The sequence below is a fragment of the Roseibium sp. ROS1 genome (assembly GCF_054658215.1).
Genome location: NZ_BAAGIG010000002.1, coordinates 1,655,772 through 1,676,448, shown reverse-complemented (window position 1 = coordinate 1,676,448; position 20,677 = coordinate 1,655,772). Strand labels below are relative to the sequence as shown.

General features: G+C 57.6%; 14 protein-coding genes. 6 read left to right on the top strand and 8 right to left on the bottom strand.

Annotated features, from left to right (window positions below):
• Positions 1-105 precede the first annotated feature (105 nt).
• Both ACYQ6M_RS15610 and ACYQ6M_RS15605 read right to left on the bottom strand, forming a co-directional pair.
• The gene (locus tag ACYQ6M_RS15610; protein WP_228867953.1) at positions 106-1,587 is read right to left on the bottom strand and encodes a protein adenylyltransferase SelO; all 1,482 of its coding nucleotides are present in this window, start codon (positions 1,585-1,587) and stop codon (positions 106-108) included.
• 125 nt (positions 1,588-1,712) lie between these two features.
• Positions 1,713-2,360, bottom strand: coding sequence for a TetR/AcrR family transcriptional regulator (locus tag ACYQ6M_RS15605; protein ID WP_055654581.1), 648 nt, complete (start codon positions 2,358-2,360; stop codon positions 1,713-1,715).
• Between the two features lie 442 nt (positions 2,361-2,802).
• On the opposite strand from ACYQ6M_RS15605, the gene ACYQ6M_RS15600 reads away from it, so the two are divergent.
• Positions 2,803-4,098: an HlyD family secretion protein gene (locus ACYQ6M_RS15600; protein WP_460074571.1), complete on the top strand. Its 1,296-nt coding sequence runs from the start codon at positions 2,803-2,805 to the stop codon at positions 4,096-4,098.
• 216 nt (positions 4,099-4,314) lie between these two features.
• Positions 4,315-5,871, top strand: a complete 1,557-nt coding sequence (locus ACYQ6M_RS15595) for a DHA2 family efflux MFS transporter permease subunit (RefSeq protein ID WP_460074570.1) — start codon at positions 4,315-4,317, stop codon at positions 5,869-5,871.
• Between the two features lie 42 nt (positions 5,872-5,913).
• Here the strand turns inward: ACYQ6M_RS15595 and ACYQ6M_RS15590 are convergent, their stop codons facing one another.
• Genes ACYQ6M_RS15590 through ACYQ6M_RS15580 form a run of 3 tightly spaced genes read right to left on the bottom strand, consistent with a single transcriptional unit; the run spans position 5,914 to position 11,135 of the window.
• The gene (locus ACYQ6M_RS15590) at positions 5,914-7,968 is read right to left on the bottom strand and encodes a S8/S53 family peptidase (RefSeq protein WP_460074569.1); all 2,055 of its coding nucleotides are present in this window, start codon (positions 7,966-7,968) and stop codon (positions 5,914-5,916) included.
• A 32-nt stretch (positions 7,969-8,000) separates the two neighbouring features.
• Positions 8,001-9,290: a phosphatase PAP2 family protein gene (locus ACYQ6M_RS15585; protein WP_460074568.1), complete on the bottom strand. Its 1,290-nt coding sequence runs from the start codon at positions 9,288-9,290 to the stop codon at positions 8,001-8,003.
• Positions 9,291-9,335: 45 nt separating this feature from the next.
• The gene (locus tag ACYQ6M_RS15580) at positions 9,336-11,135 is read right to left on the bottom strand and encodes an adenylate/guanylate cyclase domain-containing protein (protein ID WP_460074566.1); all 1,800 of its coding nucleotides are present in this window, start codon (positions 11,133-11,135) and stop codon (positions 9,336-9,338) included.
• A 775-nt stretch (positions 11,136-11,910) separates the two neighbouring features.
• On the opposite strand from ACYQ6M_RS15580, the gene ACYQ6M_RS15575 reads away from it, so the two are divergent.
• Genes ACYQ6M_RS15575 through ACYQ6M_RS15565 form a run of 3 tightly spaced genes read left to right on the top strand, consistent with a single transcriptional unit; the run spans position 11,911 to position 15,730 of the window.
• Positions 11,911-13,359, top strand: coding sequence for a tyrosinase family protein (locus ACYQ6M_RS15575; protein WP_209171461.1), 1,449 nt, complete (start codon positions 11,911-11,913; stop codon positions 13,357-13,359).
• Between the two features lies 1 nt (position 13,360).
• On the top strand, positions 13,361-14,185 hold the full coding sequence (locus ACYQ6M_RS15570) for a DUF2182 domain-containing protein (protein ID WP_460074565.1): 825 nt from the start codon (positions 13,361-13,363) through the stop codon (positions 14,183-14,185).
• 18 nt (positions 14,186-14,203) lie between these two features.
• Positions 14,204-15,730 carry a gluzincin family metallopeptidase gene (locus tag ACYQ6M_RS15565; protein ID WP_460074564.1) on the top strand — a complete coding sequence of 509 codons (1,527 nt, stop codon included), beginning with the start codon at positions 14,204-14,206 and terminating at the stop codon, positions 15,728-15,730.
• On the opposite strand, the gene ACYQ6M_RS15560 is transcribed toward ACYQ6M_RS15565, so the two are convergent.
• The 3 genes from ACYQ6M_RS15560 to ACYQ6M_RS15550 all read right to left on the bottom strand — a co-directional run bounded on the left by ACYQ6M_RS15560 (position 15,731) and on the right by ACYQ6M_RS15550 (position 19,066).
• Positions 15,731-16,216 (bottom strand): hypothetical protein, encoded by a 486-nt coding sequence (locus ACYQ6M_RS15560; protein ID WP_460074562.1) that lies wholly within the window; start codon positions 16,214-16,216, stop codon positions 15,731-15,733. It abuts the gene before it with no gap.
• Between the two features lie 411 nt (positions 16,217-16,627).
• Positions 16,628-17,209 carry a dienelactone hydrolase family protein gene (locus ACYQ6M_RS15555; protein WP_460074560.1) on the bottom strand — a complete coding sequence of 194 codons (582 nt, stop codon included), beginning with the start codon at positions 17,207-17,209 and terminating at the stop codon, positions 16,628-16,630.
• A 321-nt stretch (positions 17,210-17,530) separates the two neighbouring features.
• Positions 17,531-19,066, bottom strand: coding sequence for an arylsulfatase (locus tag ACYQ6M_RS15550; RefSeq protein WP_460074558.1), 1,536 nt, complete (start codon positions 19,064-19,066; stop codon positions 17,531-17,533).
• Positions 19,067-19,559: 493 nt separating this feature from the next.
• On the opposite strand from ACYQ6M_RS15550, the gene ACYQ6M_RS15545 reads away from it, so the two are divergent.
• A complete protein-coding gene (locus ACYQ6M_RS15545) occupies positions 19,560-20,543 on the top strand; it encodes a SphA family protein (protein ID WP_460074556.1) in 984 nt (327 codons plus the stop codon).
• The last annotated feature ends 134 nt before the right edge of the window (positions 20,544-20,677 follow it).

Sequence of the window (20,677 nt, the reverse complement as noted above, 5' to 3'; positions counted from 1 at the left end):
CTGCAGATGGCAATCCGATTAGTGCAAGGGTTGTGGCGACAGCGTTCGAGAGCGAAGTGGCACCTTGCGCAATCGAGCCGACTGTGTCGGGCGCACGGTTTGGTCTTACGTTCCGCAGAAGGTTTGATAGGGACCAAACGCCTCCGGGGCAGGAAGGGCATAGCTCTCAAAGCCGGTTCGTTCTTCATACGGAGCTTTTAGAACATCCAATAACTCATTGAGCATAAAATACTCTCCAGTTTCCGCGCTCTGGAGTGCCTCTTCCACCTTGTGGTTCCGTGGAATGTAGAGCGGATTGACAAGGTTCATCGCCGTCCTGGTATCTGCAGGCGCTCTACCTTCACTTTCGAGACGTTGCATCCAGCGCTTCAGCCAGCCGTCTATCTGTGTCGGATCGACAAAAAGCTCGCGCAGCTTTTGCGGGGCGCCGACAGCAGCCTCGCTCAGGTGCCGGAAGAAGAGCGTGTAGTCGACCGATTGTTCCTGCAGGACCGAAAGCATCGTTTCGAACAGGTCCTGATCTTCCGCGGTTTCTTCAACTAGACCCAGCTTTGCACGCATCCCGTTAAGCCAGGCTGCGCGGTAGATATCAGGAAAGCGGCCGAGTTCGGCGCTTGCCAGTTCGACTGCCTTGTCCAGATCATCGGGCTGGATCAGGGGCAACAGGGTTTCGGCAAGCCGGGCAAGGTTCCATTGCATGATGACGGGTTGGCGGCCGAACGCGTATCGTCCACCATGGTCGATGGAGCTGAACACGGCTGCCGGATCATAGGCGTCAATGAAGGCACAGGGGCCATAGTCGATTGTTTCGCCGGAAATCGTCGTGTTGTCGGTGTTCATGACACCGTGAACGAACCCGACAAGCACCCAATTGGCGACCAGCGCTGCCTGGCGCTCGACTACCCCCCGGAACAGCCGGATATAGCGGTCCGGCTGTCCGGCAAGATCCGGATCGTGGCGGTCAATGGCGTAGTCGGCGAGCTGGCGGACTTTGTCCGTTTCACCGCGTGCCGCAAAATACTGGAAGGTACCGACCCGCAAATGGCTTGCGGCGACACGGGTCAACACAGCGCCCGGTTTCGGACCATCCCGGTAGATGGTTTCTCCGGTGGTTACGGCTGCCAGTGCTCTTGTCGTCGGGATGCCGAGTGCATGCATGGCTTCGCCGAGGATATATTCGCGCAAGACCGGCCCCACGACAGCCTTGCCGTCTCCACCACGGGAGAAGGGGGTCGGTCCCGACCCTTTCAGCTGAATGTCCTTCCGATTGCCGGTGCTGTCGATGATCTCTCCGAGAAGAAGTGCGCGGCCATCTCCCAGCTGTGGCGAGAAGCCGCCAAACTGGTGGCCGGCATACACCTGGGCAAGGGGGGACGCGCCGTCCGGCTGACGGACCCCGGCAAAGATCTCTGCGCCTTCGGATGTTTCCAGAAGGTTGGAATCAAGGCCGAGTTCTTTTGCAAGTTCACGATTGAACACCACAAGCTGCGGCGTTGGCACCTTCGCGCCTTCCCAGGCCACATAAAAGCCGGGCAGGTCCCGTGCGTAGGAATTGTCGAACTGGAAAATGGGCGGTCGGGCGGTCATGGAACCTACAGTGTACGGTGGCAATTGCTTTACCGCTTAATATAGGAAGTTACGGCCGTCTGTCCGCCCCGGTCAGGTCGGAAATCGAATTCATGTGAACTTTGAGGGGGAGGCAGTGCGGCCTGTCACGCTGCGTAGGCCGCCAGAAACACCTTCACCGCTGCTGCAACATTGGTTTCGATTTCTTCTTCGCTCGGCTTTGGGCCGGCATTGAGCAGCATGCGCCTTAGAACGCCCGCCACACACAAGTCGAAAAACTGGCCTGCCGCCAGTTCGACATCGCAGTCCTTCAACTCGCCGCGGTCGATCCGCTCCTGGATGAAGGCACCAAGGTCGCGTCGGCCCTGGCATGGACCGGCTTCGTAGAGCAGAACGCCGAACTGAGGGAATTTTTCCGCAGCGCCGACTACCATGCGGAGGGTCGACAATTTTTCCGGATTCGCCATTTTCTGCAGATAACTGCGGCCGATACGGTGCAGATCGCTTTTCACGTCAGCCCTGCTGACGAGGGCTTCCCGCAGGATTTCCGCCTGGCTGAAACGTTCTTGCAGAATCAGCGCCTCGAACAGCGCTTCCTTGCTGCTGAAGTAGACGTAAAGCGTGCCTTTGGAAACGCCGGCTTCCTTGGCGATAACCTCCATACTGGCGCCATCGAATCCCTTTGCACGGAAGACTTTTCGTGCTCCGGCAAGAATCTGCCTGCACTTGGCGTTGTCGGTCTTCTGAGCCGGATCTTCGGCTGTCGCCGGTAGTTCCTGTGTTTCGGTTGTCATCGCAATCTCGAATTTCTGCCGTCTTTCAGTAGTTTACCGCTAGTATTCGGTCAAACACACGGTTTTTCTCAAAAAGCATTCTCATAAATGCAAAGGTCAACTGTTCGGCAGGTGGTTGGTCAATCTCAACACTATCGGCCAACAGGACGAACCATTCAATCTTTCCTGGTCAGACCAGCTGTGTCTGCAAGTCAAAACGCCCCCTAAAAAAATATCTTCGACAGGATCCGACTTCCGGACAGGTGATGCGTCTCGCGTCCCCCTCCCAAAGTGTCTTGTTGCCGTCTTGATCAACCAGGTTGTTGAACAGGGGGCTCTTGTGCATTGCAAAAAATTCGCCGGAACCCTTGCGTTCGCCAAGGGGATGAACATATAAATGCCATTGACCGAACCGTTCAGTCAATGCCTGGGCGGTCAAGAATTTTGGGCAAAGGATACCATCGTGGCACTCAGAGAAGGCCGCAACGAAAGCGGCGCGATCGGCGGTGGGCCGCAGGCTGCGAGCCGCCAGGATCAAGACAACGAGACTTCAGTAGCCTCGAAAAGCGGACAGGTAACACCATCTTCCGCGAAAGACACAAGCGATAACAAAGGCGGGCAGGTGGCAGTTTCGTCTCAGGCACAGGTAACAACCGCAACGACCACCGCAGAAGCGCCTCCACCGAAAAAGAAGGGCAAGGCCAAGCGGGTCTTCACGCTGGTTCTGCTCGCCGGTCTCGGCTTTGGCGGATATGAGGCGTACCATTGGTGGACCGAAGGCAGATTCATTGCCAGCACGGACGACGCCTATGTGACCGCGGATATCACCGTCATCCTTTCCAAGGTGTCCGGTTATGTTGCGTCTGTCGCTGTCGGCGACAATCAACGCGTGAAAGCCGGTGACGTGCTGCTGAAGATCGACGATGGCGACTACAAGCTTGCCGTCCAGTCCGCAAAGGATTCCATCGACAGTGCCCGTGCAACGGTCGATCGTATCGCGACCCAGATTACGGCTGCCAAGGCCTCCGTGCTGCAGGCTGAAGCGTCTGTTGCTTCCGCCAAGGCGCAGAAGGACGAAGCTTCCGCGAACTATGATCGTCAGAAAAGACTGGCGGACAACAAGTTTGCCAGCCAGGCAACGCTTGATACTGCCGATGCCTCACTGAAAGGCGCGCAGGCGGATCTGGAAAATGCGCAGGCGGCGGTGACGCTGGCCAAAGCCAATATCGATGTGCTCAACGGCCAGAAGAAAGAAGCCGAACAGGCAGTGGTTGCTGCCAAGACAGCTCTTGAGAAAGCCGAGCGCGACCTCGCCTTTACCATCATTCGGGCACCGGTCGATGGCATCGTCGGCAACAGGGCAGCCCAGGTCGGCTCCCTTCTGCAGCCGGGAAGCCGGATTGCCGCGATCGTGCCGTTGGCCGACACTCACATCGATGCGAATTTCAAGGAAACTCAGCTCGAGGGTATCCAGCCCGGGGCAGAGGTTGAAATTTCCGTCGACGCTTATCCGGACCAGCCGATCAAGGGAACCGTGGAAAGCATTGCGCCTGCGACCGGTTCCGTCTTCAGCCTTCTGCCGGCGGAAAATGCGACAGGCAACTTCACCAAGGTGGTTCAGCGCGTGCCGGTGAAGATCAAGGTTCCGGAAGAAGAAATAACAAGCGGACATCTGCGAGCTGGCATGTCGGTGGTTGTCGAAGTCGACACCAGGACAGGTGGCCAGAAAGACAACGTCGCCCTGTCGGCGCTCCACTAGACCTTCAGGTGCGGATCAAGGGTCCGTATCAAATCAAGTCCTCCCCGCGGCCTCCAACCGCACAAGCCCGGTATCCGCATCTTGCGGATGCCGCCCCTTTGAAGAGCAAACCGTCGACAGCAAGACCTGCGCGGATGTTCCAACAGTATCGAATGATCGGCTACAGGCCATTCCGTCTCTTTCGGCTGAATGACCGCCGGTTCAAGGCTACGTCACATGAGCGAGACGGCACAAAGCGCATCCATCGACGGACGCAAGCTGTTCACCTTCCTCTGCATGGTGTTCGGCATGTTCATGGCGATTCTGGATATCCAGATCGTGTCCGCATCCCTGTCAGAAATCCAGGCCGGGCTTGGAGCTTCCCAGGACGACATTCCCTGGGTGCAGACAAGTTACCTGATAGCGGAAGTCATCATGATCCCGTTGTCCGGATATCTCTCGCGCATGCTGTCGACGCGCTGGATGTTCGCGCTGTCAGCGGCCGGTTTCACAGTGATGAGCCTGATGTGCGCCACTGCCTCCACGATCGAGGAAATGATTGTCTACCGCGCCTTGCAGGGGTTCCTCGGTGGCGGCATGATCCCGACGGTTTTCGCGACGGCTTATCTGATTTTCCCGCGTGAGAAATTCAACGTCATCTCTCCCGTGATCGGTCTTGTTGCAACGCTGGCACCGACCATCGGTCCGACGTTCGGCGGTTATCTCACCGAATTCGGCTCCTGGCATTGGCTGTTCCTGATCAACGTGGTGCCGGGCATCTTCGTTACGCTTGCCGCTGTTACCCTGATCGATTTCGACGAGCCGGATCTGTCTCTGCTCGATCATTTTGACTGGTATGGCTTCGCGGCCATGGCCATCTTCCTCGGTTCTCTGGAATTCGTTCTTGAAGAAGGCTCGGGCGAAGACTGGTTCCAGAGCGGCGAGATCGTTTTCTTTTCCGCAATCACTGTGCTGGGAGCTGCGATCTTCTTCTGGCGGGCGTTCACGGCGCGAGAACCCATTGTCGATCTGAGAGCCTTTGCCGACAAGAACTTCGCCATGGGCAGTCTTTTCAGCTTCATCATGGGGGTGGGGCTCTACGGCCTGACGTATCTTTATCCGGTCTATCTGAGTGGCGTTCGCGACTACACCTCGCTGCAGATTGGCGAGACCATGTTCGTGAGCGGACTTGCCATGTTCCTTACAGCCCCGATTGCGGGGCGGCTGATGTCCGTACTCGATCCGCGTGTGATGATGGCAATCGGCTTCTCGGGCTTTGCGATCGGCACCTACATGGTGACCGGTATTACGCACGACTGGGATTTCTGGGAACTGCTGGTTCCGCAGATCCTGCGTGGCTGCTCGCTGATGCTGTGCATGGTGCCGATTAACAATATCGCCCTTGGTATGTTGCCGCCGCAGATGATCAAGAACGCATCTGGCCTGTTCAACCTGACCCGAAACCTGGGAGGAGCCGTCGGTCTTGCGGTGATCAACACGCTGCTGACCAATCGGCAGGATTTCCACTACGAACGTATTTCCGAAACGGTCAACTGGTCGCGTCCCGTCGTCAACGAGACATTGACCAACATGACACATGCGTTCTCGGAACTGGGTCAAAATGCGGAAACAGCGGCCTTGAAGACGTTGTCTGGCATCGTCACCCGCGAAGCGTTCCTGCTTTCCTTCTCGGATATTTTCCTGATCCTGACAGGCTTGTTCCTCGCTCTTGTCGCCGCGCTCTATTTCGTGGAGCGACCGAAACCGGCACCTGCCGGTGGTGGCGGTCATTGATTTCAAGATAGTGGATCATCCGGACGAGCACTGCCGTGTCGATCAGGCCTTTCTGTCCGGTCCGAAACGAATTCTTCGTTGCATCCGGCCGCCGCCAATTCGCGTATTGGCCGGTCTTGACGGTGGCGGATGATCGTCAAATGCAGCCTGTGCACTGACGTCACCCTTCGTTGCGGTTTGGCCTTGTGCAAGCCTGTCGGCCATCCATCGGGCAACCTGAGGTGTCGCGACACTGGTTCCGTCGAGAGACACCAGCGAGCCGCAGCGTGATCCGGCGCTCAATATGCCTCGCAGGACCGGTGTGTCGTCGCTGACCGCGGCTGCATCCGGACCGTTTCTCGTCGGACCGGTTGCATTGAATGCCGTTGTTACCGGACCAGCGGCAGAATAGTCGGCCAGATCGTTGCGGGTTTCGACATATCCAGCAAGAACTGCGGGAAACTCGCCGCAGGCAAAGCCGCTTATGGTGCCGCTGCGTTTGACCAGGCAATCGGATCCGGGCGGATCGATCGGCAAGGGGGCCCCAAAGCTGTCGAAACGCTGATAGTCGTCATTGTCGAAATAGGATTGACGTCCCAATGCCGGGAACCCGGGCAAGGTTTCGTCGCGCCGTATCCAGACCTGAACCCGATCAGTTTCGGTCAGGGCAACATTCTCGATTTCGATTTTCCAGACACCGGAAGGTGCCAAATCATCCGTGACGTCGTGATGAAAGGTCGGATGAACGCCGACGACAATGCAACCGCGCCAGGTTGGCGCGTGGGGAGGTGTGTAGAGGATCCGGCCGAATTCCACGTTGTCTCCGGAATGGAGGATCGCAGTCTCTCCAGGCACTGTTGAAACCGGCGTACTCCTCGGTCCCACGGGAGGCGTAACGCGCACTCTCACTAGGTTGTCAGGGTTCTCCTTCGGCGGCATCCAGATTTCGACGTAGCTCGCGCTGCGGTCGTCAGGTTGAATGCGCCAGTCTAGGCTGGCGGGCCTGACGTTACCCGTATCCTCATCCGTAAAGGTAACCTCCGCGTGGGTGCGCGCCAGATTGCCGTTCCCGGCAGGAAGAGCCACCTGGATTTCACGCTGGGTGGTCGAGTGAAGCTCGTGATCGATCTTCGCTTCGATCAGACCGGTACCATCGTGCGGTCCTGCAAAATTCCCGAAACTGAAATTGACCACCAGCGGGATCCGCTTGCCGTGATCGGTCTCGAGCCGGTAGCGTTCCGCGTGTATCTTGATGAAGTCGATCGCGCGTCCCAGAGCTGGCAGGATCTGCGCTCCGCTGACATCCATGGTGAGATCGGTTGGCAGCTGCACGCAGATGATGGGGCGCGTGTTGTCCTTCGTGCCGGGTTGGTAACCGGCGGCAAGTCCCATCACATGGGTGCCGTGGGACACTCGCATGGCGGCCGGCTTGAGGCCGGGCCAGCTGTAGTCGATCAATCCGCACTGACTGTAGAAGCGGTTCTCATCGAGGAGCCCGCTGGCCGTGTTCGCGGCAAGCAACCCGTCGATTTCGCTCCTGGCAAGGGCGTGCCCCTGCGGGACGACTAGGGAGCCGGTCCGCGGTTTGGCGTCCATGATCCAGGCAAAGGAAACGCGTGACGCATTTGGGTCGGTTTTCCGGAAAAGTTCATGGCCGAACGCGATGCCGTTGTCGATGACAGCGGTAACAACGGAACCATCCTCGACAAATATTTCCGGCAGATTGCCGGGCATGATCTGCGCGCTCGTGTCGAGCTGTCCGACCGGAACGACAGTCCCAAGGATGATGCGCTTTATGCCGAGTTGTCCCGCGTTCCTCGTCGCTTCCTGCAAGAAGATGTCTTTTGCGTAGAGTGAGGGATACAGGATCGCTTCTTTGGCCGCCCGCTGTTGCGCGGTATAGAAATTCGGGATGAGGACTGCGTCCTCAAGCCCGTTGCCACCGCCGATATCCTTGGCCCTGGCGATCAGATCATCGAGTGAGATGTCATCGAGCTCGACGAGGATGTCCCACCAAGTGTCTTCTTCTCCGGATCCGAACTTTGCTGCAACAGCCAGCCGCCAGTTCGTGACCGGATCGATTGAAAATTCATCAAGGGTTCCGTTGGTATCCGACATGACTTGACCTCCGGTTCGACTTTGCTATGCGATCACGAGCCGTCGTCTTCCAAAGGCGGGGCACCATCCCCACCATCCTCGAGTGTTCCGCCACCGCTGCTGCCACCGGCACAGGGTTCCCTCAGGTCGAGCCATTCCTGCTTTGCGCGGTTCCACAGCCAGGCCAGCGGCCTGGATTGAATGGTCGTGCCGGTGAGGGACGTTGTGGTTTCGTCGGCCCAGGCTCCCGGATCCTTCTGCGTGTGGGTTGCCGGATCGTAGAGCTGTGTCCAGTCGAAATCCCGGCTGTCAGGATACTGGTCGCCGTGGAAAGCCCATCCCTTGATTTCATTGGAACCCTGGCACCGACCCGCGAAATAGGCGCCGAGTGTAAGCCCGAGAATTGCGCCGGCCTCGCTGTCTACCGGAAAATGTACACCCGCGACGGTGCGGTTTACTGCAATGCGCGAGGCCTGACGCATGAACATCTTGCCCCAGATCGTGTCGTCGTAAGGTACAACACCGGCATCCCTCAGGAGGAGCCAAAGGACCCGGGCCAGCGTGAAGGCTTCCGTCGAATGACCGCTCGGCAGGGTGCCATGCGTGGGCGTCAGGATCATCGGCTGGATCTGCGGGGAGAATTCTATCGGACGCTTGCAGGCCAGGGCATACTTGATCCGCATCTCCACCAGGTTGGCGAGACCCTGCGCAGTTGCCAACAGCTCGATCGTATATGGTGTTCGAGCCGGTGCGATGAATGCGATTGACCGCAGAAATTCAACAGGTGTGCTGAGTTGGGCGATAATTTCAGCCGCACGATCCTGCCGCAGGTCTGCATAATTTGCCACAAGATCGAGCTGCTTCTTGAAGATCGCCATGGTTGGGCGAGACATCCTGGCGAGCATGGCATAAGCCGCGAGTGGCGTATCGGTCCCGTCAGGGTTGCTGGTCACGTTCAGGTGCCATACCTGAGCCGTTCCGGAGCACGTTCCCTCAAACTTGAAGGTGAAGCCGAGCCTCGATGCCAGTTCAAGTGCGTAAATGCTTTGCCGGACTTCCGGAGAGAGGCGGCCTAGAAAAGCATCGTATTCCGGGCAGTTCTCCTGGATGGCCGCCGTAACAGTCTGCCAGGTTCCGGCAATGCCATCGTGATTGGTGATCAGCGCGTTCACGATCAGCGGTGCATCGAAGGAAGGGGCGCCGCCGAACCCGCCAAAACCGCCAAATCCCCCGAAGCCCCCAAACCCTCCAAACCCGCCAAATCCCCCGAAGCCGCCGAAGCCCCCAAATCCTCCAAAGCCCCCGAAGCCGCCTGCCGGATATGCTGTTTCCCTTGGTGTCATGACTAACTCTCCCTACCTTTTCGATTGGCCGGTTCCACTCCATTCTCAGGACGGCAGTCCGGCTTGCCTTAGGGTATCGGCGAAGTCCTTCCCAACCTGAAACTGCGCACTTGGCGAATTCTTCAGCCAGCGGCTTACGGTCAGATCCGGCTGACGCTCGCGCAGTTCGCTTATGGTCTGAGCTGCCAGTTCGGTGTGTCCAAGACGCATTTCCGCGACAGCCTTGGCACGCAGCGTCGAGGTGTGCGCACGGTTGGAGCGAAGCGACTGGTTGGCGAACTCGAGAGCGCGGTCATATTTTTCGGCCGTAACGCAAGCGGATGCCGCAAGCGACAGGAAAAAGTACCTGTAGGGATCGATGGGAGACAGGCGGAGGGCCAGTTCCGTGTCCTTGACAGCCTCCTCACCAGCTCCCTTGAACGCGAAGAGAGTGCCGCGCAGCAGGCGGCCCATGGCGTAATTCGGATTGTACTCGAGGGCCATGTTGTAACGCTGTTCAGCTTCTTCGAGCTTGTGCGCGAGATTTGTGAGGGCAAATCCTTCGGACACAAGGGCCGTGACATTTGTCGGGTCGTGGTCGAGCGCGGTTTGCGTGCAGCTCAAGGCTAGGGATTTTTCGCGCTCTGGCGAATCCGTCCACCCCTGTTGAACCGCCAGAACGTGCCATTTTGCCTTCCATGCCAGGGCCATTGCGGGTTGGCGCGACGAACGGTGAATCAGTTCGTCAAGAAGTTCGGCGGCGTATTCGAAATGATGGCGCGAGAGCCTGTAGATCAGTCCGATCGCACTCATGAGAAGCGAATAGGCATCGAGTGTCTGCATCGGGCAGGACAGTGCCTGTTGCACCTCGCTCCGGAAGATTGCCGCGTGGCAATCCTTGGCGAACTGATACATGACGGATGAATCGCTAAGGAGGGTAGGAACCTCCTCGCTCAGGCGATCCGACCAGATCACGCGCCCGGTTTTTGCGTCGGCGAGTTCCGCGTCCAGAATTACGTGGTTCGCATCACCGCTATAGGTCCCCGACAGGACAAAATCCGCCTGAAGCGTCTCCGAGATCTTGGCAAGGGAGATGTTCCGCATGCGAAAACCTGTCGTCGACAGGCGGGAAATGACATTGAGTTCCGAGGACCGGGACAGTGCGACGATCAATTCCTCTGCGAGCACTTCACCGAGCACGTAATTGTCTCTTGATCTGCTGCGTGGCGTGAAGGGAATAACCGCGACGGTGGGGAACAGGTCTTCGAATTGCTGTAACGGAAAAATGCTCGGGTGGGTTCCCACGGGATGGACCCTGAAGGCCCGCACCGTCTCGGCGACATTCTTGAGGTGGCAATCACCAAGATCCTCGAATTCCGCGTCGAGTTCGCTTGCCAAGGCATCCCTGACCTCGGCGGAGGCAACAATCTCTCCGGGGCGGGCAAGTGACATGAGACGGGCGGCAATGTTGACGTGGCTGCCATAAATGTCGTCATCGCCGGTGGTGAGCACGTCGCCGGTGTCGATACCGATGCGAACCTGCAACCGGTTCACGGCAGGGAGTTGCTCGTTGATCTTTGCCAGTTCCGTGGTGAGACGCATTGCAAATCGGACTGCACTCGTTGCGTGCTCGATTTCAGCCAGAATGCCGTCGCCCAATGACTTCACGAGCCTGCCATCGTGTTCCGGCAGAAGGTCATCTTTCAGGTAGGCGACAAAGGAGAGCCAAGCTCCTATGGATGCATTGTCGGCGGTCGTAAACAGCCGCGCAGATCCAACTACGTCGGCAAAAAGTATTACTTTCTGCCGATTCTCCCATTTTTCGAATAGCCGTACGGGCTTTCGGTATTCAGCGGCTGCCTGCATGAATTCCCTCGTAGCGACAAAATCGCTCCACCTGAAAACAGTCTTAAATCAAATATTAGGCACCAATTTTTCGTAGAAATAATGAGGTAATTAACAATGATTGTTTCACGTAGACAGATTTTCACACGCATTTTCAACGCGAGCTGCGCCGTGGACAGGCGAAAGCGCTCTGTGTCCACTTGCGTGCTTGATAATATATTTCCTTTTGTCGCTTCTAGCTTGCCGTCAATCTTGCCATCTGTAAAGCAATACATTTATTACGCTAGGGAAGTTTTCCTTAAATATTTAAATTTGATTTTTTAGATGCGCACTTGCACGCGATCCTCAGAATATAGGAGGGGTGCGATGTGCTTCCGGTGCAATTGGCACTCGTGAAGCCTTCCGGCTGTCCTTTTCGGTTGTTTTCCTGATCCTGACAGGCTTGGTCCTTGCCTTTGTCGCCGCGCTCTCTTTCGTGGGGGAACCGAAACCGGCACCTGCCGGTACCGGCGGAGGTCATTGATCCGTGTGGTCGGCTATCTAGCCAGGCGAAGTGATTTCGTCTTTGAACGCCGGGAAGAGGGGGATCTTGGAATATTGCAACTTTCAATACACGTAATGGTATTGCTGTCGCATTCCGTCAACCTGGGGCGTTACATCTTCGTTATTTCATGCTAACGTAGCTGCCTGTTTGAAAAACAGATTGATGCGCTTTTGATTTGCAGGCGCCGCAAGTAAATTTTCGCTTTTCAAAATTCAGATGACTGTTCTCTCGAGTTTTCAATGGGAGGAAATAATGGCAGGCATAAGAAAAGACATTGCCAAGCTCGGCGGGCCATGGTCCGACACGATGCTTTGGTATGCGCGAGCCGTTGGTGAACTGCGGTCGCGCCAGTTGCGTGATCGGACAAGCTGGCTCTACCTGGCAGCGATCCACGGCATCAATCCTCAAGGCTGGATTGACCAGAACATCATTTCACCGACCACGCCGGCACCAAACGCCGACGAGCAACGATTGATGTTCAACCAGTGTCAGCATGCGGGTTGGTTTTTCCTGCCCTGGCACAGGGGCTATCTGCATGCGTTCGAGGCAATCCTGGCAGACTGGATTGTCAGCCAGGGCGGTCCGACTACATGGGCATTGCCCTACTGGAATTATCTCAACGGGTCTGATCCTGCGTCTCGAGACTATCCGCAGGAGTTTCTGGACAGCACCATTCCGGGTGACAACACGCCGAACCCGTTGGCCAACGCATTTCGTGGCCCTGCCGTGAAACTTGGTCCGCAGGCCTGGATCAATGTCGACATTTCGCTCGACGCGCAAACCACGCAGACCGTTTATACATCAATCCCCGGCACGCTTGGATATGGCGGTCCTATCAGCGGCTTCGACCAGCAGGGCAATGCATATGGTGCGGTCGAAAGTGACCCGCACAATTTCGTGCATGTCATGGTGGGCGGCAACGTACCGCCCAGTCCGACCGGCTGGATGTACGATCCGGATTTTGCCGGTCTCGATCCGATCTTCTGGGTTCACCATTGCAACATCGACCGCTTGTGGGCGGCCTGGATGACCGGGGGAGGCAACTCCCAGGAAACCAGCCGGCCCTGGCTCAACGGGCCGTTCCCGCGCCAGTTTGCGATGCCGGACGCACAACAAAATATTTCCATTTTCACGCCGGAAGACACGCTGCCGGGCGCGGCTCTTGCGCCGGTCTATGATAATCTGATCGATGGAACGGGCATTACGCCCACCGTGGGGATTGCAATGGCCACTACACCGACAGGTCGGGGCACTTCGACACTCGTCGGGGCAAACGACGAGGTGCTGCAGGTTACCGCAAGTCCGGTAACGGCACGCGTGAAACTGGCTGCAGCGCCAGTTGCGGCCCTTGCTGCTGCAGCCCCGGCCGCAGCGGAGCGACTTTATCTCAACGTTGAAGGTGTCCGGGGAAATTCTCCGAGCGGTGTTCTTTCCGTTCGTGTTGTTGCGCCAGGCATACCGGATGCGGAAATCAACGAAACTCTGGTGTTCTTCGGCCTTGGAAAGGCCAGTTCAACCGACGGTTCGCACGCAGGCAACGGCCTGTCATCAACCGTGGAAATCACTGACAAGGTTGCGGCCATGCAGGCGCGTGCTGGTGCTGCAATCCAGGAGCTTGAAGTCAGCCTCGTTCAGCCCGAGGGAGCCTCGTCGGAAATTACCGTCGACCGGATCAGCATCTACCGTCTCAGGGTTAGATGACATGTCCCGGCTGGCGGCCTTTGCCGTGCAGACCGGTCGGGGCGCAATGCCCTGGCTGGTTGCCTTGAGCGTGGGCAGCTACCTCCTGCTCGGTTTCGCGCAACCTGCTTCGAACGTCGCGGCTCTTTGCGGGCGTCTGAATGTTGCGCAATCCGTTTTTCTGCCCGCACCGAACCTTCAATTCTCGCAGATCTTTCAAGCGGTAGCTGCGGACTGGATCCTGATGGTCGTCGCCATGATGGCGCCGCTGGTTGCCGCCAATCTGTCTTATGTCGGCCGAGTGGTGCATGCGTCCCAAAGGGTGGCTGCAAGTATTGCCTTTCTGCTCGGTTATCTTTGCGTCTGGATCTTGTCGGGCCTGTTGCTTGTGCCACTGGCGTTTGTCCTGGCGCTTACCGGCGCCTGGATCGACCTGTCGTTGGCGCTCGGTGTCGCTGTCGTTTGGAGTATGTCCCCGCTCGCCCAATGGGCCAGAAACAGGTGCCACGGTACCAGCCGGATGGCAGCTTTCGGACAGGAGGCACAGGCTGATGGTTGCTGGTTCGGTCTTCGAACCGGGGCGGCTTGTGTGTTTGCCTGCTGGCCCTGGATGCTTGTGCCTTTGCAGGTGGAGACCGGCCATATTGCCGTGATGGTGCTGACAGGTCTCTATCTTTTCGCCGACCGGATTGCACCGCCTGCCGCACCAGTCTGGCGCCTGCCTCCGGCACTGGAAACTGTTCTGGGGGTGTCGCTCCTGCCAGGAGGACGCGGACCAAACGGGCACAGTCTGCGCCACACCAAGCCGCTTGCTGCAACAAGCCAACTTGTCCGGACACGCCATTGACGGTCAGAGGAGGAAATCATGCCGATCAATTTCATTCCGAACGACCCGAGAGCCGGACACCCGCCTGCAGCCGTCATCGAGGCGCATGCTGAGCGGCCAGATGAACTGGCCCGGTATGTCTATCTGGGCTCCGTCCCGGAAGACACATATCCAACTGACAGCGACGGCTTTCTGTTCTGGCAATGCCGCGAGGCCGCTCTCAGAGCCATCGACCTTTGGGAGTTGATCGACGGGAGCACGCTGACCACGTGGCAAAACGGGAAAACCTTGCGGTTGAAACACAAGACACCGGGGCAGCCCCAGCTCAATGCCTTTTACGACAGGCTTTCGCTCTCCTTTTTTCAGGTGGATGCTGCCGGGGGAGACAGTTACCGCTCAGGGGCAAGTACGGATGTTGTCGCACACGAGGCGGGTCATGCCTTTCTGGATGCAATTCGCCCGGATCTTTGGGGTGCTTTTCAGGCGGAGCCGGGTGCTTTTCACGAAGCCTTCGGAGACTGCATCGCAATTCTCGTCGCGCTTCAGGACGAGGCGACCCGCAAGGTGCTTGTGGATCAAGGTCTGTTGAGACAGAAGAACTTTGTAGAGTCCACTGCAGAGGATCTGTCCCACGGTATTGCTGTCCTGGTCGACGCAAATCACAATGCGGCGGTCCCTCGGCGCGCTCTCAACACACATCAATGGGTGATGCCGGCCTCCTTGCCGGTGTCAGGTGGCCCGGGCGTTCTGATCAACGAAGTACATTCGCTGGGCATGATCTTCAGCGGTTGTTTTTACGACACGCTGACGAACATCTATCAGTCGCGCGGTGTGGAGAGCGAAAAAGGATTGCTGGCGGCGGCTAGGACGGCGGGAGAGTTGCTGGTTTCTGCTGCGCGTACGGCGCCACTTAAACCCCGATTTTTCCAGTCTGTCGGCAACGCCATGCTGATTGCGGACGGAATGCGCAATGCCGGGGTCAATGCCCAGGCGATCCGGGACGGGTTCGAGAGCCATAATGTGCTGTTGAATGCCGAACAACTGACATCCCCCACCGTGGTTCTGGCTGGCCGGCCGCCTTCGGAAACCGTTCATTCCGTTCGTGATGTGCTGACACAGGCCTCCCGCCGCAGCCTGCTGGAAGTCACCGGAGATGATACGGATCAGCGGTTCTACGGCAGCCGGGTTCAGCTTGGCGACCAGTCGGTAGCAGCCGTTCGGCGGCGCCAGAAAGTCTCGCTCGCAGATGTCGCCAGCGATCTGGAAGGCGTCTATTGCTACGTTGAGGAAGACGTCCTCATCGGTGAGCAAAACGGGAATGCCGCCCTGCTGGGCGAAGTGGAAACAGTTCGGCAATCCGCTGTCGAGGCACAAAGCTTTGTCTTCAGCCTGCATGCCGCCGGTCAGATTTCCGAAGAGGCCCACAGCCAGGCGGGCGACGATACGATCGGTGCGGTGAGCCATGTGGTCAGTAACGTGGGGGAGGAGCGTCGATTGCTTCGAAAGCGTTTCAATTGCCGGTGTCACGCTCTTCCAGGTACGGCAAGGGCCTTCCTGTGTACTTGATCAGTTGAAGCCCCTTCGCCGAAGTATGCGTCTTCCGGTCTCATCAGTTTCGACATAGTGCGTCGGTTGTCCGAGCAGTGGCGACGCCATGCCTTCAAGCTCTCCTGCTTCAGCTTGGCCTGCCTCACCTGGTGCCATCTCAAGCTGGCCATTGGCCCGCAGACTTTGAATGTAGGCCTTTGCCTCCTTGATCGTGTCTTCAGCAACCTCTTTGAATGCGACAGGGTGAGGGCTGTCCGGCTGTTCAATGACAAACGACGTGGGAAGGTTCAGGAAGAGGCCGGAGAGGGCGCCAAGTGCGCTGTCTTCCACGGATATCAGGCAATGACCTTCTGCTTCGATCCGCTCCGGGCGGAACGAAACTTGCTGGAGGTCGACAACACCTTCCGCGGCTGCCAGAACCGGCAGCACCAGTTGCAGGTTCTCGGCCGCGTTTCTTCCGGTTTTTCGGGCAATCTTCAATAGCATTGCCGGCCAGCCAGACATTCCATCGGCGCCAGTCTCCTCCAGAAGTAGTTTCGGTAAACCTGGCGGGAGAGCGGCGTCCGTGCTGCCGGGTCTGGTGTCGACCAAAACACATTCCGATGCGGGATCATTTACCGCGAAACGTTCCTGCAATTCTCTCAGGATTGTTGTGTCAACACCGGGTTTGTTCGTCTCAACGACCGGGGAGGAGCCAGCTGGAAGCCGTAGCTCTCTCAAGGTGGACAGGACTGCAGCCGCGTCATTTGACGAGCGAACAACCAGCGCAAAGGCAAGCCGAGCTCCCGTTTCACCTCTCATCTGGCCAATCGCATCCAATGCCTCACAGACGAAGGGTCTGAGGGCGCCATGCGGGTCAAGAAGACTGTCCGGTGTCAGAAGCAGCAACCGCAGCAGTTTGGCCTCCTGGTTTCCTCAGACGCGTTGCAGGAATTCAATGACCCGCCGGGTGAGCAGGGCAGACGCTTCTGCATCAAACGATGGTAGCGAGCTGTCGGCGAAATAGTGCTCCTCTCCGGGATAGAGAAAAAGAGCCGCATCCTCTGCCGTTTCAACGATCTCGCGCGCGGCATCGATGTCACCTTCGCCGACGAAAAAAGGATCATTGTCCATAGCGTGGATTTGAACAGGGACGGCGTTAGGCCAGGGCCCAAAAGACCAGTCACCGCTGATCGGCAGGCAGGAGTGGAACAGCAAGGCAGCCCGTGCTCCAGGCCGGGTTTGAGCTAGCTTCTGCGCCGGTAGCACACCAAACGAGAAACCCGCGTAGACGAGATCGTGGGGGAGTTCATCTGCCAAACGGACACCGCGTTCACGCATTTCGTCAAAGCCGGTTTTCTCGATGAAGGCGAGGCCCTTCTCGATGCTGTTGAACGTATTACCCTCGAACAAATCCGGCGTGTGCACTTTGTGGCCGGCCTGTCGCAGATCGTCTGCAAACTTCAGCACCCCGGAAGTCAAGCCAAGCGCATGGTGAAACAGCAGAACCTCAGACATCTGGCTCCTCCAGAAGTGGAAAATAGCACGCAGAAAGGCATCGTGTCATCGGTGGGCGCATGCAACGGCGCGACCCGTTTCCGGGGACGCCTGTACGTCGGACGGACTTCTGACTTTCCGAAGCTGATTGGCAGCGAAAGCGGTAACAGGCGGGACTGCGCGCGGGCAGCACGGAGGTTACGCGATCCCTATTTCCTTTCGGGGTGGCAGACCTCCGATGCTCTTAGCACGCCGCGCCTGTTGCCTCGCATTTTTGCCTTCCGGACTTTGTGGTCCGGAAGGCTGTATTCGTGGAATTGAAGATCCGCCGCTTGCTTAGGCTTACTGCGGTGGCGGCGCAGCGTTCATAATCCGCTTCGACATGTCCTCAACAGACGTGGAGAAACTGGCAATCCGCGGCGGGAATTCCTCGAAGGAGGCAACAAACTTGTTCACCAGGCCGAGTGCCGGACCGATGGCCCAGGACCTGTTTTCCTGCCATTCGTCAAATCCCCGGGCGTCGTGGAACCGTTCAAAGGGATCGAGATCGAGGCGCGTGATCAATGGGGAGGTCATTTCGTATTGGTTGCCGTTGAACCAACGGTCCTGACTGGTGAACAGGAACTTCCATTCCCCGAAGCGCAGGCCGTGGAAAGTGGTTTCAGTGAAATAGAAGAACTCCATCCGGTTGGAGGGCCCGGTTTGGGTCAGCAACGGGGTCTGGTCATAGCCATCCAGATGAACCTTGAATGTCTTGCCGCCAATGTCCGCACCTGCCAGCAGCTGTTCCTTGATGTCGGGCTGACCCAGTTGAGACATGATGGTCGGGATCCAGTCCTCCATGGTCATAAGTTCGCCGGTGGTGGTTCCTGCCGGCGTTACTCCGGGCCAGCGCACTGCCATGGGCACCTTGAAGCCGCCTTCATAACCGCCCACGCCCTTTTCCCCCCGGAAAGGCTGGTTGCCGCCGTCGGGCCAGGAATTGGACGCCGCACCGTTGTCGGTGGAGAACATCACCATCGTATTGTCGGCGACGCCGAGTTCGTCCAGCAGGTTCAGAAGCTCACCCACGTCGTCGTCCAGTTCCACCATGCCGTCGGCATAAACATTGCCGGTGCCGGTGATACCGTCATAATGGTCGTTCAGGTTGGTGCGATAGTGCATGCGGGTGGTGTTGTGCCAGACGAAGAACGGCTCGTTGGCAGAGACAGCCTCCGTAATGAAGCGCTTGCTTTCTTCAAGCACGTCCTGGTCGAGGTTGCGCTGAATTTCCTGGCCGAAGGGCCCGAGATCCTCGATCTCCTGACCGCCATCTGCTTTTGCAAAGCTGTGAATGATGCCTCGCTGTGCCAGGTTCGCATCCTCGAAAGCCTGTGCCGGATAATCCACCTGCTCGACATATTCCCCGGCGTTCAGGTGGTAGAGGATCCCGAAGAATTCATCAAACCCGTGGTTGGTGGGTAGATGTTCGTCCCGGTCACCAAGATGGTTCTTTCCGAATTGTCCGGTGCGGTACCCCAGGGGCTTGAGCATTTCGGCCAGTGTCGGATCTTCGGACGAAAGACCTTGAGGCGCACCGGGGAGACCGACGGTGGACAGGCCGACCCTAAGCGGGTACTGGCCCGTGATGAAGGCCGCCCGGCCTGCGGTACAGGACGCCTGGGCATAATGGTCCATGAAGAGCATGCCTTCGTTTGCGATCCTGTCGATATTCGGCGTTTCGCCTGCCATCATGCCTCGATGGTATGCCGAGATGTTCCACATCCCGACGTCATCCCCCCAGATGACGAGAATATTTGGCTTGTCTGGTTCCTGGGCTGTGGCAGCTACCGGGGCCAGGCAGGCAGCAAGTGCTGCTGCCGCAATAAGTTTCAACATCACGCGGCTCCTTCACGAACGATAAGTCCATCAAACAGCCCAATGATCCCATACGTCAAATGGGTTGCAAAAAACCCTTATGCTAACTTTGGGTGTGAGTTAATGCGAGTGTTCGAACAGGAAGGGTATATGCCACCGGAAAGTGAGCTGCTGATTTCGGGACATGGTGGCAATGACTTCCAAAGTTGCGCCGACCAGACAGATCAGTGAACGTTGACGATTAACGCAAAACGAGGCCCAATTCGTTGCTGGATAATATCCCGGGAAAATTGCATACTGGAGCTTCGCTACCAAATTGAAGGTGCTCCTTTTTCTTCGGTTTTGGGAACTCGTATTGAAAAGCGGCGGGGCAGACTGGCGAGTATCAAGGTAGAGAACTGCCTTCATGCAAAATCGGTCTGTCAAACGGGCACTAAGTGCGCAAGCAAGTGGAAACCGACACACAGGGCCATGCAGCAAACCCGTAGCGACTTTTGAGGCAGGAGAGGCGGACGTGGGCGAGACCAGAACCAGCAAAGCACGCAGACACTCACTCACCTTGAAGGTGTCGCTGTTCGCACTGATGTGCCTTGCGGGCACACCGCAGCAGGCAAACTCGGCTGAAAGCGGTGTCGGGTTTTATCTGCTTGGGTCCAAGGGGCCATTTGCGGCGGTGCTACCCGGGCCGGGTGTCTACTTTCAAAATGACGTCTATTTCTATTCAGGGTCTGCCGGGGCGAGCCGTGACCTGCCTGTTGGCGGCAGGATTATCGGCAATGTCGACGCGACCGCCTACATCGATCTCGCAACAGGCTTGTGGGTTGTACCGACAAGCGTACTCGGGGGCAGCCTTGCCCTGCAGGCGACGGTTCCCTGGGGTGGACAATCCGTCGATGCTTCACTTGATGCCGGCGGAATTCTCGGAGCCTCTGTCAGCGATACGGTGTTCACGATCGGTGACCCCGTGGTTGGCGCCTCGCTGGGCTGGCACAACGGCAATTGGCACTGGACGACGGGTTTCCTTGTCAACGTGCCGGTGGGGGACTACCAGAAAGGCGAGATTGCCAACGTTGCCTTCAACCGTTGGGGGCTCGACATCAACGGTGGCGTAACCTGGTTCGATCCTAAAAGCGGTTGGGAGGTTTCCGGTGTAGCCGGTTTCACCTTCAACGGCGAAAACCCGGCCACGAACTACACCACCGGAACGGAATTTCACTTCGAAGGGGCGCTCACCAAAACCTTTTCACCCCAGTTCTCGGCAGGGCTGGTCGGCTATTACTACGACCAGATTACAGCCGACAGCGGATCCGGCGCGAGGCTCGGCGATTTCGAGGGACGCGTTGCCGCTCTTGGTGGCACGGCCAGCTACAATTTCCAGCTTGGGCAGACACCGGTCTCGACACGTGTGAAGGTTTACCGCGAATTTGCTGCCGAAAACCGTTTGGAAGGGACTTCGGCGTATCTCACCCTGACGATCCCGCTAAGCGTGAAACAGTAGATCGGGCATAGCCCAGTCAATTTGTGGTCAATGCGAAGTGGCAGCTTATTCGAAAGCCTGCGACTAGTCGCACAGTCAGGCTTAACAACCAAAACCCGCCCGATCGTTTCCGATAGGCGGGTTCTTTCGTCTGG

What these genes read in the sequence shown, in the direction of transcription:
- ACYQ6M_RS15595 (WP_460074570.1), top strand. Translation starts at nt 4,315, where the DNA reads ATGAGCGAGACGGCACAAAGCGCATCCATCGACGGACGCAAGCTGTTC.
- ACYQ6M_RS15570 (WP_460074565.1), top strand. Translation starts at nt 13,361, where the DNA reads ATGTCCCGGCTGGCGGCCTTTGCCGTGCAGACCGGTCGGGGCGCAATG.
- ACYQ6M_RS15610 (WP_228867953.1), bottom strand. Translation starts at nt 1,587, where the DNA reads ATGACCGCCCGACCGCCCATTTTCCAGTTCGACAATTCCTACGCACGG.
- ACYQ6M_RS15550 (WP_460074558.1), bottom strand. Translation starts at nt 19,066, where the DNA reads ATGTTGAAACTTATTGCGGCAGCAGCACTTGCTGCCTGCCTGGCCCCG.
- ACYQ6M_RS15560 (WP_460074562.1), bottom strand. Translation starts at nt 16,216, where the DNA reads ATGTCTGGCTGGCCGGCAATGCTATTGAAGATTGCCCGAAAAACCGGA.
- ACYQ6M_RS15565 (WP_460074564.1), top strand. Translation starts at nt 14,204, where the DNA reads ATGCCGATCAATTTCATTCCGAACGACCCGAGAGCCGGACACCCGCCT.
- ACYQ6M_RS15605 (WP_055654581.1), bottom strand. Translation starts at nt 2,360, where the DNA reads ATGACAACCGAAACACAGGAACTACCGGCGACAGCCGAAGATCCGGCT.
- ACYQ6M_RS15575 (WP_209171461.1), top strand. Translation starts at nt 11,911, where the DNA reads ATGGCAGGCATAAGAAAAGACATTGCCAAGCTCGGCGGGCCATGGTCC.
- ACYQ6M_RS15585 (WP_460074568.1), bottom strand. Translation starts at nt 9,290, where the DNA reads ATGACACCAAGGGAAACAGCATATCCGGCAGGCGGCTTCGGGGGCTTT.
- ACYQ6M_RS15590 (WP_460074569.1), bottom strand. Translation starts at nt 7,968, where the DNA reads ATGTCGGATACCAACGGAACCCTTGATGAATTTTCAATCGATCCGGTC.
- ACYQ6M_RS15555 (WP_460074560.1), bottom strand. Translation starts at nt 17,209, where the DNA reads ATGTCTGAGGTTCTGCTGTTTCACCATGCGCTTGGCTTGACTTCCGGG.
- ACYQ6M_RS15580 (WP_460074566.1), bottom strand. Translation starts at nt 11,135, where the DNA reads ATGCAGGCAGCCGCTGAATACCGAAAGCCCGTACGGCTATTCGAAAAA.